Source organism: Rhodococcus sp. B50 (assembly GCF_013602415.1).
Taxonomy (GTDB): Bacteria; Actinomycetota; Actinomycetes; order Mycobacteriales; family Mycobacteriaceae; genus Rhodococcus.
Genome location: NZ_WPAG02000002.1, coordinates 4804002 through 4820788 on the forward strand (window position 1 = coordinate 4804002; position 16787 = coordinate 4820788).

Sequence of the window (16787 nt, forward strand, 5' to 3'; positions counted from 1 at the left end):
TGTGATGTCGGTTATGATCTGCCGCGTACGTGGAGTTCGAAAAGCGGAGACACTGTCGGGGGCTGCGGAACTCTACGTCGATCACATAAATGGGGGGCGTCCCGACGGGCGTGCGCCATGTCACAGAACGGAAACAGATGAAGCTCAAGAAGCTTGCCGCTGTGGCGACGATGACGATCGCCGCCATGGGCATCACCGCCGGCACTTCCTACGCTGCACCTGCAGCGCAGGACGAAGACACCATCAACTACGAGGTTCGTCCCGACGGTGAGTCCGTCGAGACCGTCATCGATGCGGGCCAGTTCCGGATCTCGGGCGACGGCGAAAGCGTCGAACTGCAGGACGACAACGGCAACACCGTCCTCAGCCTGCCCCTCGCGATCCAGCTCGGCGATCTGCAGCTCCCCTTCGAGCGCGAGATCAGTGAGGACGGCAAGACCCTCACCCTGACCCCGCCGACGGACCTCAGCAAGGCCGTTCCGGTGGCTCCCGAGGACAAGGTCGGGCCCTCGATCACCCCGGTGGCTCTCAAGCTGACCGACGTCGCCTCGCCCGAGGAAAACCTGAAGTCGCAGCAGAACTTCATTTCCCAGCTCGGTATGGCAACGGCGATCGGCACCGTTGCCGGCGCGATCATCGGTTGCATCGTCGGTGCGATCCCCGGATCGATCGTTCCTGGTGCAGGGACCATTCTCGGCTGCGGTGCAGGCGCGGGCGTGGGCGGCACCATCGGTGCGTTCGTCGCAGGTGGACCGACAGCCGTCATCGCGGGTATCGCCGTTGTCCAGGACCTGCTGGCTCCCCCCGGCACTACGCAGTGGGCTCAGGGCAACTAGTTCGTAGCCCGGGCAAAGAGCAGCCCCGACGCCCGAAAGGGCGCCGGGGCTGCTTTCGTTTCGAGGATCAGGCCGTGATGACGAGCCTGATCAAGTTCCACAACACCTGCGGATCGGTGAGCACCGCAAGGCTTCCGATAAGTGACGATCCGAGCACCATTCCTCCTTTGTCGTCCGGTCCACCCGAAAGGGCGCGAACCAGGTTCCGGGAGCTTAACCCGGTGTGATCTTGGTTCCGGTGCGGCGCTCCGTGAATGGCGGAACCATGGGCACACGAAAGAGGCCCCAGCCTTCCATACGGAAGGCCGGGGCCCTGTGCTTCGTAGGCTTGCCCGATTACCAGGTGCGGACCTTCAGGCCCGGGTTCTCCGCCAGGACCGTCTTGATCGGCGTGGCGAACAGTTCGGGGGTCTCACCGAGCAGACCGCTGACGAAGCCGGCGATCTCGCACATGCCGTACTGGCCGACGTTGGACGCGCTGGAGATGCCGACGGCGAGCGTGCCGGTGACCAGGGTGCCGCCGCTGTCGCCCTGCAGGGCGCACAGGTTGGTGGAGAAGCCGTTCTCGAGCACGCGATGGCCGATCTCGACGTTCTGGTTGGCGGCCGTCACGACGCCGCAGCTGTAGCCGGTGCGCAGGCCCGACTTGCAGACCGGGGTGCCGACGACGGGATCCGCGACACCCGTGATGGGCAGCGGAGCGGCGAACGGAACGCGCACACCGTTGTTCTCGAAGCGGGCTGCGGCCTCGGCGGAAGGACGGATCAGCGCGTAGTCGCTGCGGTCGAGCACGGTCTTCTCGAACGAGCCGAGGTGCTGACCGAGGTTGTCGCCGACGAGCTGGTGGACCTGGGAGGCCCATCGCGTACCGGCCTGCGCGCGGTTGGGGTCGCAATGACCGGCGGTGATGTTCACGGGACGCCCGCTGCCATCCTCGGCGTTGAAGCCGAGCGAGCAACGCAGCCCTTCGCCGGCGCCGAGCGCGGCGTAGGCGTCGCCGCCGAAGAGGGCGTCGGGTGCGCCGAGACCACCGGCGATGGGCTGCAGGTCGGTCGCGCCCTCCGGGGTCAGCTCGGCGGGAGCGAACAGTACTCGCACGCCGTCGAGGAAGTCGGGGAGCTCGACGCCGGAGACGTTGTCGGTGCGCACGACGACGTCGTTGTTGACCACGTCGATGGCGATGCCGCGGATGACGTCGGCGACGGCGGGCGGCTGGGTCTCGAGCCAGTCGCCCAGTGCGCCGAGCTGGTCTTCGAGGGCGTCCTCGCTGCGCTGCGTCTCGGCGACGGTGAATCCGGCATCCTCGGCGGCCGTGCGGGCCTCGTCGAAGCCGTCACCCTCGGTGAGACCGACGGTGGGGGTGCCCTGGTCGTCCAGCCACACACCGGCGAAGACGGCGTCGAACTGCTCCCGTGCCTTCTCGGCGAACGCGGCGAGGTCCTGGCTGCGCTGCGCATCGGTGAGGAAGCGCTCGGCATCGATCTTCAGGTCGCGCTGCAACGCCTCGACGAGCTCGGCCGGCAGAGACGATGTCTGCGCGGGTTCGGTCTCGGGTTCGGCCTGCGCGATGGCAGCGGCAGGACCGAGGAGCAGCAGTGCGGCCGAGCCGATGACGGCCGTCCGACGTGCGAAGGTGCGTCGCATGGATACCTTTCTCGTTCCTTCGCGGCCTGCGCGCGCGAAGGCGCCGTCCCCCGCGGATCGGCGTCCGTCCGATCCTAAGGGGTGATCGAGGAAGTACATAGGTACTTCTCGGTTACGGGTGAGACTCGTGTGACTGCTGTGACGAACCGCCCGGACGGTTCCGGACGTTATGCCGGGTTCGCCGCAGTACGGACTCGCGTGCCGGTGGCGTTCTCGATGTCCTGGATCGGGATGCCGAGGCTGGAGGTGCCGCCGTTGGGTGCGAGAACCAGATTGGCCTCGACGCAGTTCGGGGCGCCCGCACTGTTCGATCCGCTGATCACACCGAGCGCGAGGGTGCCGGTGACGATCGCGCCGCCGCTGTCGCCCGCGAGGGTGCACGCCGAGGTCGCGAAGCCTCGGATGGTGCTCGAGAAGCCCGAGTCGTAGGTCAGCTGTGTCTCGATGCGATCCGCGACGACGAGGCCGCACGTGAACGACGAGGACTGTCCCGACTTGCAGACGGGCGCGCCGACGACCGGAACGGCCGTGCCGGTGACCGTGAGGGTCGAGCCGTTGCCGCCACGGACCGCCGGGCGGTCGAGGCCGGCCTCGACGCCTGCCTTGTCGAGCGTGACGATGCCGTAGTCGAGGGTGCTGTCGGTGCCCACCGTGGAGTCGGTGAACTTGCCGATGCGGACGCTGTCGTCGATGTTCGCGCGGTTGGGGAGGTAGACCGTCGAACCGCCGTCGGCGCGAGCCACCGCGTCGCAATGACCGGCGGTGAGGTTGACGGCGTTGCCGTCGGCGTCGACACCGTTGAAACCGAACGAGCAGATGCCGATGCGCTCGATGGGCGTGTTCCGGACGTCGCCGTCGGCGGTGATGTAGGTGTCGCCACCCATCGGGGCCGGATCGTTCGGCGGCATGCCCGGTGACAACTGGACCTGCACGTTCGCAACGAGGGACGGAAGGTTCAGTGCGCGCCCGATCGGCGAGTTCACGATGTCGAGGACGATTTGGTTGTTGAGCACATCGATCGACGCAGAGTTGATCTGAGACGACACCTCGCGCGGGAGTCCCGCCACCCAGCGGTTCAGCTCGGCGAGAGCCTGCTCGAGTCCGTCGGCCGAGACCGGCGCGACCGTCGCGTGGTAGCCGTCCTGAGCTGCCTTCTCGGCGGCCTCGCGGTTCGTGACGGCGATGACCGGCTTGCCGTCCTCGCCGAGCCAGGCACCTGCGAACTCGGAGGGGCGCTCGGAGCGGAAGTCGCGGGCGTAGTCACCGAGTTCCTGCGCCAAGGCTGCACGGTCGAGGTATTCCTCGGGCGTCAGACCCAGGTCGCGCTGGATCGCTTCGACGAGTTCGGCGGGAAGCTCGGGAGCAGGCAACTGTTCGGCGGGCGCGGCGCTCGCTGTGGCGCTCAGAGGCACTGCCAGCAGAACCGCAGATGCCGCTGCGACTGCGACGCGGCGGGTGGTGGAACGGACTGCGGCGCGCGACGCCGACGAGAGACGCATGGAAGCCTTTCATGTGTGCTCGATGTGCTCTTGATCAGGTGCTTCGAGGATTCGGCGAGCCGACCCGCGGGACAGCCTACGGGACGACCCGACGAGCGCCGATAGTGCCGTAGGTCACCACTCGGAGGCCTGCTTGTCTAGTTGCCGGTCTCGGTCTCCGGGGGCTCCGAAGTCTCCGTCGGAGTCTGTGTTTCGGAGGGCTCGGATGTGGGAGTGACGGTCGACGACGGGGTCGTCGGGGTGCTTCCACCGCCGCCGCCTCCTCCGCTGCCGCGGTCGCCACCGGACGAATCGTCGGGCTGGTTCCGCCGCGACCAGCCGGTGCTCGACGTGGTCGAGGACGTGTTCGACGTGCCCGAGGTGCTCGAACCCGGCGAGGACGACGAAGAAGAGGACTGCTCGCTCGTGCCGGTGGTGGGATCGACCCAGGTCTGCTGCACGACCGGCGGGGCGACCGGGACCGTCTCCTCGGCGGTGGCCGACTCGCTCGACTCGGTGGTGGTGGTCTCCTCCGTGCTGCGGGGAGCCGGAGGCGGGCTCGACTTCGAGGTGGTGGTGGTCGCGGGTGCCGTCGGCGTCTCGGCGACCTGCGTGCCCGCGGTGGCCGTCGGAGAGTCCCGCAGGCCGAACACCAGCGCGCCGACACCGACGAGCAGCGCGATGGCTGCGGCCGCCGCGATGGCGGTGACCTTCGACGATCGTCCGGAGGGCTTGTCGTCGGCGGAATCGCCGGCCGCCGAGACGGCAGCGACGGTCGCCTTCGACGTGTTCGCGGCGGGCGCTGCCCCGGCAGCGGCGGGCGTCGCACCCGGCGGGGGAGTCGTCGTGATCTTCGCGATCACCGCGGTGATCTCGGGATCGAGTTCGCTGCGGCGGGGTTCGGCAAGCTTGGCGGTGGGCAGGATCTGCGTCGAACCGAGAAGATCGACCGAGCCGGCAGCGGCGGCGAGCGCGGCGCCGCGCACCATCGTCTGATGCGGCTCGGGAGCGAGGGCGCACCGCACGCCGAGACCGGTCTTCACCGACTGCGCGACGAGCTGCGCGGCACTCGGATCGACGGCTTCGTCGACCGTGACCACGATGGCGTCGAGGTTGCTCACGAGCCAGCCGAACGCACCGAGCGCCGCCGAGAGCTGCGCCGCGACCGATGGCGCGTCGCCCTCTGCGAAACGGAACGCCTTGCCCGCCGCGACTCCCGAGCGCACGAGCGTGACGGTCGAGCCCTGCGGGTCGATGTGATAGACCGCGACGAGTCGTCCCGTCTGGTGCGCGACCTGCGATTCGAACCAGGCCGCGGCGGCCTCGGCGTCGGAGACGAGCGAGACATGGCGCAACCCGACGTAGTCGAGAGCGTTGCGCAGCACCGCGACCGTCGAACTCGGCCAGTCGGTGGGGTACGTCGCCACCGCGGTATACGGGGTATCGCCGATGACAGTGGCCGCGTCGGCGAGGAGGCATTCCATGGCCGTGGCGACCAGGTCCTCGGCGCGGGAGAGCGAACCGTCGTTGGCGCGGACCCCGCCGGAGTGCCCGAGGCGGTCGACGAAGCCGGTGAAGGAGCTGGTGTGTCCGTCGACGACGTCGTGGTCGCCCAGCGTCGCGGTGCCGTCGGAATGCAGATGGACGGCGGTGAACCGCTCGATCGGCGCGGGGTCCGGCCGTCCCGGCGTCGGTGAGGTGACCGCAACCGACGACACGGTGGTCCCCACCCTCAGGCCTACGCCTACGGACATGCCGGCTTGCCTCCATTCCGGTCGGAGTGTGTGTGACGGGGTACATCTGCGCCGTGCCCCATGGCCCGGAGCAGTGACAGGAGCTCCGAGCGGGAACCGGCACCGAGTCGGCGCCGGATACGGGCGACATGATGTTCCACGGTCTTCGCGGAAATGTACAGGTGGTTTCCGACTTCCCGGTAGGTGAGGCCCGAAACCACCAGGTCGGCCACCTGCGCTTCGCGTTCGGACAGTGCACCCGGCTTCTCCCGGGCGCGGAGGGGCGAATCGTCCGGCTCGCTCGGGGGAGTGTCGGGGACGGCGTCGATGGGTGCTCGACCGCCCGGACCGTCCTGCCTGATCGTCCGCGCGACCTGCAGTAATCCGGTGGCCACGGTGGTGTCGGCAGCGCGGAGTGCGGCCTCGCCCGCCAGCTTCGCGCCGTCCCACGGAAGACCCACGGACGCGAGGGCTTCCGCTGCCTCCCGGATACGCGTCGCGTCGACCTCGCCGCGCAGCACCCCGAGCCATGCGTGGCCGGCCCGCGCGAGCACCGCGGCGTACGCGGTGGTCTCCGCGGCCAGCGCCAGGGCGCGTGCGTGGGGGACGAGGTCCGACGGCCGGTCCGCGGCGATCGCGGCCTGCACTCCGTACCAATGCAGCGTGGCGCCCCACAGCGGTGGCTCGCCGAGGGTGGTCAGCAGCGCGCGGGCGCCGGCGACGAGATGGGCGACGCGCGCGGATTCCCCGAGCCGGACGGCGGCCAGCCACAGCTCACCCAGCGGTAGCAGGCCGAACAGATCGACGGAGTACTCGGCCACCACCGATTGCGCGGCCTGCCACCGCATCGTCAACGCCCCGAGATCTGCGTTGCGTCGCGCCAGCCCGACCTGCAGAGCATGGAAGAACAGGAGATCGCGCTGCCCGCTCACCTCCGAGGCGACGGCCTCGGCGGTCGCGGCTGCGGCGGCGAGATCACCGCCGAGCATCTCGGTCCACGCCACCAGTACCCGATTGCGCACGGTGGGTGTCCCCGGGCGATCCAGGATGGCGCGCGCGTGCCCGAGTTCGCCCGAGTGCAGGCAGAGCAGTGCGGCGACGGCGTCGACCGTGTCGGGCCAGGCGCGCAGCGAACCGTCGGATCCGAGGCTCGTCAGTGCGCGGGCGAGGCGGTTCATCGCGATACGGCCGTCGCCGCCGACGGATTCGCGCAGGCCTTCCTCGAGCAGTCGCGCGGCGGAGGCCGACGAGGTGGGCGCACCCGAGGCGGCGGCACCGCGGAGATGTTCTGCGGCAGAGGGCCGTCCGGCGGCGAGCAGCACCGTGGCGGCGAGAGGGGCGTCCGTACCGACCCGTTCGGGTCCGAGCCATTCGAACAGGTCCGCGCTGCGGTCGAGCATGCCGCGATGCGCGGCGATACTCGCCGAGATCCGGGTGGCGGCGCGCACGTCGTCGACGTCGGTCGTATCGGCGCGGTCGAGCAGCCGGTCGGTGATCTGTTCGGCCTTCTCGAGATCCCCTGCCGCGAAGGCAACTTCGGCTCGTCGCACTGCGAGGGCATCGGGATCGGCTCCCGCCGGTACCGCGGCGTCGAGGAGATCGGCGGCCTCGCGCGGCGTTGCATCGGCCGCGAACTCCACGAGCCGATGGGCGAGGTGCGGATCGGTGAGGCCGATCGTGGCGAGGCCCCGGGCGAGGTGCGGCGTGAGCGTTCCGGCGTCGATGCGTGTCGCGAGGAGGCGACGGGCGACGGCGAACAGGTTGTGTCTCCCGAGGACCGCGGCGGGCACACCGCTCGCTCCCGCTGTGAGACTCGCTGCATCGGTCCCGAGCAGACCGCTCGCGCGGGCGGCGTCGACAAGATCGAGGGCCCGCTCGACGGGTACCTCGAGGACGGCCGCGAGCTCGCCGGGATCGAGCGTCGCGCCGAGATCGACGAGCGCCAGAGCTGCGGTGAGATCGAGGTCGGCGAGGAGCTGGCGGCGGATCGCCTCTCCGACGGCGTGCCGGACGTCGCCGTCCCTCCGCAGGGCCTCGAGAGCGGTGTCGACGAGTTTCGGTACTCCACCCGTGAGGCGGTGCAGCGCACGCACCTGGGGCGGTGCGAGCCGCAGTTCGAACGACGCCGCGCGACCGGCGGTTTCGCGAGCTGTCCACCAGCCCAGTTCCACCACCGTGCCCTTCCCCGCGAATGCTGCTGTCAGCGAACGCATCTCGGTACGATGTGGACGCGGTTCGGTGGACACGACGATTCCCGTCGGCGCATCGCGGACGTGGTCGGCCAGGTCCTGCAGTTCCGCGGCGGTCATGCGGTGCGCGTCGTCGACGATGCGCACGTCACCGAGATCGTCCCGGAGCGACGCGAGTACGGCGGACTTCCCGGTTCCGGTGCCGCCGACGAGCAGCAGTCGCGGGGGAACGGACGTGGTCAGGGCACGCGTGACCTCCCGGGGCACCGGTCGTTGCGGGGGAGCGGGGGCGGACGTCATCGCGATCGGTCAGCGTCCGGTTCCGAGCAGCCCGCCGACGACCTGTCCCGTGCCGTCGAGGACACCGCCGACCACGTTGCCGGTGCCGTCGAGCACCCGGCCGACACCGTTGCCGACACCCTCGACGACTGCGCCCGCACCCTGGCCGGCGCCCGACAGGGCATCGCCGGCGCCGCTGCCACCCGTGCTCGGCGCGGTCGGCTGCGGCGCGGGCTGAGGAGCGGGTGCCGGGGCAGGGGCCGGGGCCGGGGCTGGTTGCGGTGCCGGCTGGGGAACCTGCGTGGTCTCCCCGGGTGCCGCCGGGGCGGGGGCGGTGGGATCCGGTGCGGGCACGGCCCCGGTGGGCGCGGCGCCGGCAGCGGGCGTCGCGGCGGCCGGGACAACGGTTACGGAGCCGTCCGGTCCCTGCACCCGGACCGGGACGACGGATCCCGCGTCGGTCGGTTGTGCGCCGGTCGTGCCGGGGACGGCCGAACCGGTCGTGGTCGCGGTCGTCGGATTCCCGGCGACGGCTTCGCTCGTCGTGCGTGGGTCCGAGCCGGTGGTATCGGCTTCCGACGACATGGTGCCGATCGCAAGTCCGCCACCGGCGAGGACGACGACGGCGGCGACAGCGGCACCCACGAGAGCGAAGGAGCGGGCACGGGCGCGGACGGGTGTGCCCGTCGCGGTATCGACGACTGCCGGCCGATGTGCTGTGGTGGCCTGCGGTGTCTCGGCGGCAGGCACCACCGGCAGCGCGACGGTCTCGGGTTCGTCGTCGACGGTGGGTGCCGGCGGGGCAGCAGCAGTCGCGGCCTCGGCCGCAGCGGCTGCGAACGCGGCTCCGTGGGCTGCGGTGTAGGCGGGTCGCGGCGACGAGACGATCGGCAGACCCAGCTGCGACGAGATCAGTTCGGCGACGAGCGGGGTGGACGAGCCGCCACCGGTCAGGAGCACGCGACCGATGTCCGAACGGTCGAGGCCGGCCCCGCGGATCGCGTCCTGCACCACCGCCAGCGATGCCTCGAGCGGTTCCCGGGCGAGCTCCTCGAACTCGCTGCGTACCAGACGCAGGTCGCGGTGCAGGCCGGGCAACGCGACCGGCACCACCGTCTCGGTGTCGCTGGACAGGGCCTCCTTCGCCGCACGGCACCGGGCACGGAAGTCCGCGAGCGCCGCGACGGTCGCGGAATCGAACGGGTCGAGGCCGGCCGCGTTCTCGCCGAGGGTTCCCAGCAGATAGGTCGTGACCAGATGGTCGAGGTGGTTGCCGGAGACGTCGTCGCTGCTCAGGGCACGGCCCAACAGCCTCGGATTCGTCCCGCCCTGCACGACGGCGACGTCGAGGCTGCACGCACCGAGGTCGTAGACCACCGTCACGTCGTCACCCAGCGGTCCGTGGGTGGCGTCGAGCCAGCGCACGGCCGCGATCGGTTCGGGGATCGTCCGGGCAGCGACGCCTGCGCGGACGAGCGCGGCGCGCAGGGCTTCGACGGTGTGAGCCGACCACGTGGCGGGATGCGCCAGCATCGTCGGCACCTCGGTCGTGCCCGTTCGGTACTGCAGGCAGCCCACGGTCGCCGCGACGAGATCCTCACCGAGGTAGGTGGAGCCGTCGTCGGCGAGGATGCCGACCGGATCGCCGACCCGCGAGGCGTAGCCGGAGAACACCTGCATGCCGGGAGCAGGGGAGCCGGCACCGAGGACGGGGGCACCCTCGGCGGGGAGATGGAGTTCGGTGGGGGTCGACAGGGCACCGGGATCACCGGCTCCCGGCTGGTCGAGCACGGTGACAGCCACCGAATTGGCCGTCCCGATCATGACGCCGAGTCCTGTGTACATGCACGCTCCAGGGTTCAGGGCGGACGTCGGTCCGCGATCTCATTCCACCGTTCGGTCTCGATGAGCCTGTCGTTCCCACCGCGGGGCCCGTTAGCTCCCACGCCGTCCGCCGACCCGATCGGGGGGATGATCCCCTAACGCCCCCGGTACCCCCCGACCCGGATCCCCTAACGGCCGGCGACAGACAGGGGGCCGCACCCCCTGTGCCCGTGACCGGCGGTTTCGTAGCTTCGTTCGTAGATCCCGACGACTCAGGAGACACGCGATGGCCACCAACGCCGTACTCGACTTCATCCTCAGCCTGTTCCGTGACGAGAACGAACTCGCCCGGTACTGCAGCAATCCCGCCGCCGTCCTCGCCGAAGCGGGACTGGACGACGTGTGCCACGCCGACATCGTCGCCGTCGCTCCACTGGTCGCCGACAGCGGTCTGTTCGCCGGAACCGCGGCGGAACTGACCGCAGCGCTGAACGGCGCGGCGAACGTCGGAGCGTCGATCGCCGGTACCGCCGCAGCGGGCTTGGGCGGGGCAGCGGGCCTGGGTGGAGCAGTGGGCCTCGGGGGTGCCGCCGGCCTGGGACTCGGTGTCGGCGCAGGACTCGGCGGGGGACTGGGTCTCGGCGGTGGCCTCGGTCTCGGTGGGGGTCTGGATATCGGCGGGGCCGTCGGAGCGCAGACGGGGATCGTCGCCGATCTCGGTGCACAACTCGGCGCAGCGCTCGAAGCCGGTGGCGAGCTCGGCGCTTCCCTGGGTGCGGCGCTCGGTGGTGCACTCGGCGCGGGCCTCGAACTCGGTGGAGCCCTCGACGTCGGGGGTGCTGTGGCCGGTGCTCTCGAAGGCGGACTCGGCCTCGGTGTCGGCGCCGCTGCCGATCTCGCCGCCGCGATCGATGCGGCCGTCGAGGCTTCGGGTGGGCTCGGCGCCGACCTCGCGACCACCCTCGAAGGAGCCCTGGGTATCGGAGGCACGCTCGGTGTCGACATCGGGCTCGCCCTCGGCGGACTGCTGGAATCGGCCGTCGAAGCCGGCGGCGCATTCTCGACCGAGCTGAATCTGGCTCTCGAAAGCGGCGCCGAACTCGGCGCTGCGCTCGGCACGAGCCTCGGCGGTGTACTCGGTGTGGGGACGGAACTGACCGGCGCGCTCGGCACGAGCCTCGGCGGTGTCCTCGGCGGGGTGGCCGATCTCGGTGCCGGACTGGGAACCGACCTTTCCGCCGGTCTCGACGCCGGCGTGGGCGCGACCCTCGGTCTCGGTGCCTCCCTCTCGGCCCTGCTCGGAGCGGGCGGCGGAGCTGCGGCCGATCTCGGCGCCGCGCTGGGGACCGTCATCGAGAGCAGCGCGCAGGGCGGTCTGCTCGGCGGCGTCGACCTCGACGCGGTGCTCGCGGGTGGCGGCGAGATCGATGCGGATGCCGGGGCGGGCATCGAACTCGGCACGCTGGTCGGTGGGGTGCTCGGCGGCGCGCTCGGTCTCGAGACCACCGCGACCACCGAACTGTCGTCGGCCTTGAACATCGCCATCGGTTCGGCCGCGGGCGTCGGTACGACCGTCGATTCGACCGTGCAGGTGGGGACGAGCCTCGGATCGGATCTGTCCTCCGTCCTCGGCTCGACCTTCGCGACCGGCGGTTCGGCCGGCGCCGAGCTCGGCCTGCAACTCGGCAGCGCACTCGACACGGCCGCGGGGTCGGTGTCCCTCGACGCGGGTGCCGATCTCGGCACGCAGCTCGCTACGACGATCGGTGGCAGCCTCGGCGCAGGCGCCGAAGCCACCGGTCAGCTCGGGTATGCCCTCGACGGCGCACTGGACGCGGCAGCGGAACTCGGGGCCGGGGCGAACCTGGGAGCGGATCTCGGCGCGGCGATCGACTCGGGAATCGGGGCGGCCGGTGGGCTGGGTACGTCGGTCGACCTCGGTGCCGCGACCGACTTCGAGAGCGCGTTGGATCTGGGGACAGCGGCCGACCTGGGCGCAGCAGCAGATCTCGGTGTCGCCGGCGGCCTGGAGAGCGCGGCCGACCTGGGTGCGGAACTCTCGACACAGGTCGGGACGGCCCTGTCGGGGCAGGTCGATACAGCTCTGTCCGGCGGTGCGGAGGGCTGGGCGTCGGTCGGCGAGGACGTCTTCGGATCCGCATCGGGCGAGGCAGGCCTGTTCGGCGAGGGCAGCCTCACCGCGACCTCCGGTCTCGGCGGCGGCCTGTTCGCCGGTGCCGGTGGCGACTCGTCGCTCGGCGCCACCGACTCCACCGACGTCGACGAACTGCTGCCCTGACCCGCAGCGGTGCGGGCTCCGGGACATAATGTCCGGAGCCCGCACCGACGGAAGGCGAGTCGACGCAGCCCATGCAGCATTCACCGGATACGCAGCGTTCATCCGATCCCTCGAGACGCCGAGCGCTCCTCGACCTGATCGACTCCGCGATCGAGCGCTCCTGCAGCGCCGGACGCAACGATCTCACCGACAGGCTCACGGCCGCCCGCACGAAGGTCTCCGACCCGCGACTGCGGGTGGTCGTCGTCGGGGGACTGAACCAGGGCAAGAGCCGCTTCGTGAACGCACTGCTCGGCGTCGAGGTGTGTTCCGTCGGCGACGACGAGACCACCGCGGTCTCCACGCTCGTGCAGCACGGACACGAACCGTCCGCCGAACTCGTCCCGTCGGGCTCGGCCCCGCGCATCCCTGTTCCCTTCGACGACCTGCAGCAGGTCGCGCCGAGCAGCGCCGGTCGGGACATCGAACGGCTCGAGGTGAGTGTGCCGAGTCCGCTGCTCGCCGACGGACTCGTGTTCGTCGACACCCCGGGCGTGGGCGGACACGGAAATCCGCACACCGCAGCCACATTGACTCTGCTCGCCACAGCGGACGCGGTCTTCGTCGTGTCGGACGCGAGCCAGGAGTTCACCGCACCGGAGATGTCGTTCCTGCGGCAGGTGCAGACGCTGTGCCCGGCCTCGGCGGTGCTCGTCACCAAGACCGACGTCTATCCGCACTGGCGTGCGATCGTCGACGCCGACCGTGAACACCTGCAGCGAGCCGGGCTCGACCTGCCGCTGCTGCCCGTCTCGTCCCTGCTGCGCGAATACGCTCTGCGCACCGAAGACGCCTCGCTGCAGCAGGAATCCGGCTTCGACGCGATCTACGACTTCCTGCGCGAACAGGTGGTCGCGCGGAACGCCGATTCGGCGCGACTGTCGGTCGCACACGATGTGAAGACCGTCGTCGACCATCTCGCGCTCGGGTGCGAGAGCGAACTCGCGGCTCTGCGCGATCCCGAATCCGGCAGTGCCGCGATCGAGGACCTGAACCGGGCGCGCGCCGCGACCGAAGCGTTGCGCACGCGGGCGGCGCGGTGGCAGATCACGTTGTCGGACGGCATCGCCGACCTCGCGGCCGACATCGACCACGACCTGCGCGACCGGCTGCGCACGGTCACCCGCGACGCCGAAGCGTCCGTGGACGAATGCGATCCCGGCAAGGAATGGCCGCGCCTCGGGCAGTGGCTGGCCGAGCAGGTCGCCGAATCCGTCGGCGACAACTTCGTGTGGGCGCACGAACGCGCCGAGACGCTCGCAGGCAAGGTCGCCGAGCACTTCGCGCTCGACGACGCCTCCTTGCCGTCGTTGCATCTCGAAGACCTGTCGAGACTGCTCGAACCCGTCGAGAACCTGTCCGATCTCGAATCCGGCCGGATCGGGATCGGTCAGAAGGTGCTCGTCGGCATGAAGGGCTCCTACGGTGGCGTGCTCATGTTCGGTCTCGTCACCACCCTGATGGGCATGGCCCTCGTGAACCCGATCTCGGTGGGAGCCGGAGTCGTGCTGGGCACCAAGGCATACCGAGACGACAAGCAGGTACGGCTCACCAAGCGTCGCGCCGACGCGAAGAACGCGATCCGCAAGTTCACCGACGACGTGAGCTTCCAGGTGGGCAAGGAATCGAAGGACCGGCTGCGTCTCATCCAGCGTCAGCTCCGCGATCATTTCACCGAGATCGCCGAACAGACACTGCGTTCGCTCGACGAGTCGCTCGACGCGGCGCGGCAGGCCGCGACGGTGCAGGAGCAGGAACGCCGACGTCGGATCGGTGAACTCGACACGCAGGTCGCGGAACTGGGCCGATTGCGCACCCGCGCGGCGGAGCTCGCGGGAGTGCAGGCGTGACCCCGGCTCTCACGCGCGCCCGCGATCTGCTCGACCGGGCCCGCGCGTCGTACGGCGGGAACCCGGCTGTCGCAGACCGGCTCGACGAGTGTGCCGCGCGACTCGACCAGCCGCTGCGGGTCGCGCTCGCCGGATCCCTCAAGGCCGGCAAGTCGACCCTGCTCAACGCACTCGTGGGACAGGACATCGCGCCCACCGACGCGACGGAATGCACGCGCGTCGTCACCTGGTACCGCAACGGGCCCGTACCGTCGGTGAACGCCTGGTACGACGGGGATCGTCACATGCCGGTGCCCGTGCACCGCCCCGACGGGAGGCTGACCTTCGACCTCGGCGACCTCACCGCCGACCGCGTCGATTTCATCGACGTCGAATGGCCGGCCAGTGCCTTGGCCCAGACCACCATCATCGACACACCGGGCACGTCGTCGCTGTCGCAGGACGTGTCGGCGCGGACCCTCGCGCTGCTCACTCCGGAGGAATCGGCCTCCGGTGCCGACGCTGTCGTCTACCTGATGCGTTCGCTCGGCGCCGCCGACGTCGAGTTCCTCGAACGGATCGGCCGGCACGTCGGCGGGGGGTCGGGTCCGCTCGGCATCGTCGGGGTGGTGTCGCGTGCCGACGAGGTCGGTGCCGGTCGCGCCGACGCGATGATGTCGGCGAAGCAGGTCGCGGTGAGATTCACCGATGAACTCGAACGCACCGGACTGTGCCAGGCCGTCGTGCCGGTCGCCGGATTGCTCGCGCTCGCCGCACGGACGCTGCGGCAGAACGAGTTCGCGGCGTTCGAAGCGCTCGCGCAGGTGCCGGCGGAACAACTGCAGGTCGCGATGTTGTCGGCCGACCGCTTCGCGCGACCGGACGTCGACCTGCCCGTCGATCCCGGGATGCGCGCGCGTCTGGTCGACCGGTTCGGTCTGTTCGGCATCCGCACGGCGGTTCTGCTCGTGCAGCTCGGGGCGCGCGATTCGCCTTCTCTCGCCGCCGAACTCGTCGCGCGCAGTGGGCTCGACGAGCTGCGTCAGGTGATCGACGTGCAGTTCGGTCAGCGTGCCGATCAGCTCAAGACCCACTCGGCGCTGCTGGCACTGGAACGGGTGCTGGACGCGTGTGGCGACCGCGACCTGCTGGGAGCGGTGCGACGAGAACTGGCCGACGACCACGGCTTCGCCGAGCTCCGCCTGCTGGGCAGGTTGCGGTCGTCGTCGATGTCGTTGCCCGACGAGGAGGTTCTCGCGTTGCAGCGCATGGTCGGTGGATTCGGGATCGGCGCCACCCGTCGCCTCGGTCTCGTCGACGATGCCTCGCCCGCCGAGATCCGCGCGGCGGCCGTGGATGCTGTGCGGCACTGGCGGTCGCGGGCCGAACACCCGCTCCTCGATCCGTTCACCACCCGCGCGGCTACGGTGGCGGCGCGAAGCGCGGAAGGGCTGGTCGCGGGGGTGAGTTGAGAGGTCTGCGCGTGGCGCGGACACATACACCAGCTCCGTAACGGTGTATGTGTCCGTTACGTCAGCGAGCCCGCTTATCCACAGACTGCCGATTGCTCCACAGATCCGGGTACCAGGTGCACGGAAGCGCGGATCCGGTCCCACCGGCGGGTGAGGCTGCCGGCCATGAACGAACCGACACTTCTCTTCCGATCCGACCTGCTGGCGTCCGGAACCACCGCCGACGAGATTCGGCACGCACTGCGGGCCGGAAGGTTACGACTTGTCACCAGAGGCGTCTACATCGACGGCACGCTCGAACTCGATCCGATCGAGCACCACCGAGTCCGCGCGCGAGCGATTCACGGGGCGGAGACGGGTGCGGCGGTGATCAGTCACGTCTCCGCTGCCGTGATGCACGGCTTCGATCTCTGGGACGTCGATCTCTCTCGCGTCCACATCAGTCGCGAGTGGGCGTCGGGGGGACGCAGAACGGGGAGTCTGCACCTCCACACGACGTCCTTTCGCTCCGACGAGGTCTGTCGTATCGCGGACGTGTCGGTGACGTCCGTCGCGCGGACCGTCGTCGATCTTGCACGAACGTTGCCTCCTGATCAGGCCGTGGCGTCAGGTGACTCGGCGCTTCGGATGTACCCCGAGGCGGCGGCATCGATCCCTGATGCGCTGGCATCTGCGTGCAACCGGAACGGGATCGCAGCAGCACGTCGTATCGCGCAGTTCCTCGACGGACGCAGTGAGAGCGTGGGAGAGTCGCTCAGCCGCCTGCGGATCAGTACTGCAGGGTTACCGGCCCCGGTGCTGCAGTACGAGTTGCGGACTGCGTCGGGTGCCTTCGTCGCTCGTCCCGACTTCTACTGGAAGGGCGCCGGGGTGGTGGGGGAGTTCGACGGTAGAGGGAAGTACGGCTTCGGGGAGCCGGGTGTGACGGCAGAAACGGTTCACCGGGAAAAGCTTCGAGAGGATGCGATCCGGACGTTGGGTCTCGAGGTGGTGCGGTGGACATGGCGGGATCTGTTCCACTTCGAGGCTGTGCGTGACCGTCTCGTTGCGGCGGCCACCCGTGCCCGTCGGCGATAGTTGCCAACGCAGGAGACATCTACACCACTTCCGAGCCGGTGTATCTGTCCGCGGATCGAGCAAATGCGGCCGCTTGAAGTGATGTGCA

Annotated in this window: 10 protein-coding genes; 5 read left to right on the forward strand and 5 right to left on the reverse strand. The window is 70.1% G+C overall.

All coding sequences use genetic code 11. The features are described from left to right. Positions 1 to 137 precede the first annotated feature (137 nt). Positions 138 to 836: an ammonium transporter gene (locus tag GON09_RS22350; RefSeq protein WP_213933786.1), complete on the forward strand. Its 699-nt coding sequence runs from the start codon at positions 138 to 140 to the stop codon at positions 834 to 836. Between the two features lie 336 nt (positions 837 to 1172). Here GON09_RS22350 and GON09_RS22355 read toward each other — a convergent pair whose 3' ends face one another. From GON09_RS22355 to GON09_RS22375, 5 genes are all read right to left on the reverse strand, one after another. Beyond that, a complete protein-coding gene (locus tag GON09_RS22355) occupies positions 1173 to 2480 on the reverse strand; it encodes a S1 family peptidase (RefSeq protein WP_213933787.1) in 1308 nt (435 codons plus the stop codon). A gap of 167 nt (positions 2481 to 2647) precedes the next feature. Continuing rightward, positions 2648 to 3979 carry a S1 family peptidase gene (locus tag GON09_RS22360; RefSeq protein WP_213933788.1) on the reverse strand — a complete coding sequence of 444 codons (1332 nt, stop codon included), beginning with the start codon at positions 3977 to 3979 and terminating at the stop codon, positions 2648 to 2650. Positions 3980 to 4116: 137 nt separating this feature from the next. Continuing rightward, positions 4117 to 5712, reverse strand: coding sequence for a hypothetical protein (locus GON09_RS22365; RefSeq protein ID WP_244865608.1), 1596 nt, complete (start codon positions 5710 to 5712; stop codon positions 4117 to 4119). Beyond that, positions 5703 to 8180 carry a LuxR C-terminal-related transcriptional regulator gene (locus GON09_RS22370; RefSeq protein ID WP_213933789.1) on the reverse strand — a complete coding sequence of 826 codons (2478 nt, stop codon included), beginning with the start codon at positions 8178 to 8180 and terminating at the stop codon, positions 5703 to 5705. The genes GON09_RS22365 and GON09_RS22370 overlap by 10 nt, the downstream gene beginning before the upstream one ends. A 9-nt stretch (positions 8181 to 8189) precedes the next feature. Next, positions 8190 to 10004, reverse strand: coding sequence for an Hsp70 family protein (locus GON09_RS22375; protein ID WP_244865609.1), 1815 nt, complete (start codon positions 10002 to 10004; stop codon positions 8190 to 8192). Positions 10005 to 10269: 265 nt separating this feature from the next. Between GON09_RS22375 and GON09_RS22380 the strand changes: the two genes are divergently transcribed. From GON09_RS22380 to GON09_RS22395, 4 genes are all read left to right on the forward strand, one after another. Beyond that, positions 10270 to 12282 (forward strand): IniB N-terminal domain-containing protein, encoded by a 2013-nt coding sequence (locus tag GON09_RS22380; protein ID WP_213933790.1) that lies wholly within the window; start codon positions 10270 to 10272, stop codon positions 12280 to 12282. A gap of 71 nt (positions 12283 to 12353) precedes the next feature. After that, a complete protein-coding gene (locus GON09_RS22385; protein ID WP_213933791.1) occupies positions 12354 to 14171 on the forward strand; it encodes a dynamin family protein in 1818 nt (605 codons plus the stop codon). Next, complete coding sequence (locus GON09_RS22390; protein WP_213933792.1) at positions 14168 to 15622, forward strand: dynamin family protein; 1455 nt, start codon at positions 14168 to 14170, stop codon at positions 15620 to 15622. The genes GON09_RS22385 and GON09_RS22390 overlap by 4 nt, the downstream gene beginning before the upstream one ends. Before the next feature lie 165 nt (positions 15623 to 15787). Beyond that, positions 15788 to 16699, forward strand: coding sequence for a hypothetical protein (locus GON09_RS22395; protein WP_213933794.1), 912 nt, complete (start codon positions 15788 to 15790; stop codon positions 16697 to 16699). Positions 16700 to 16787 lie beyond the last annotated feature (88 nt).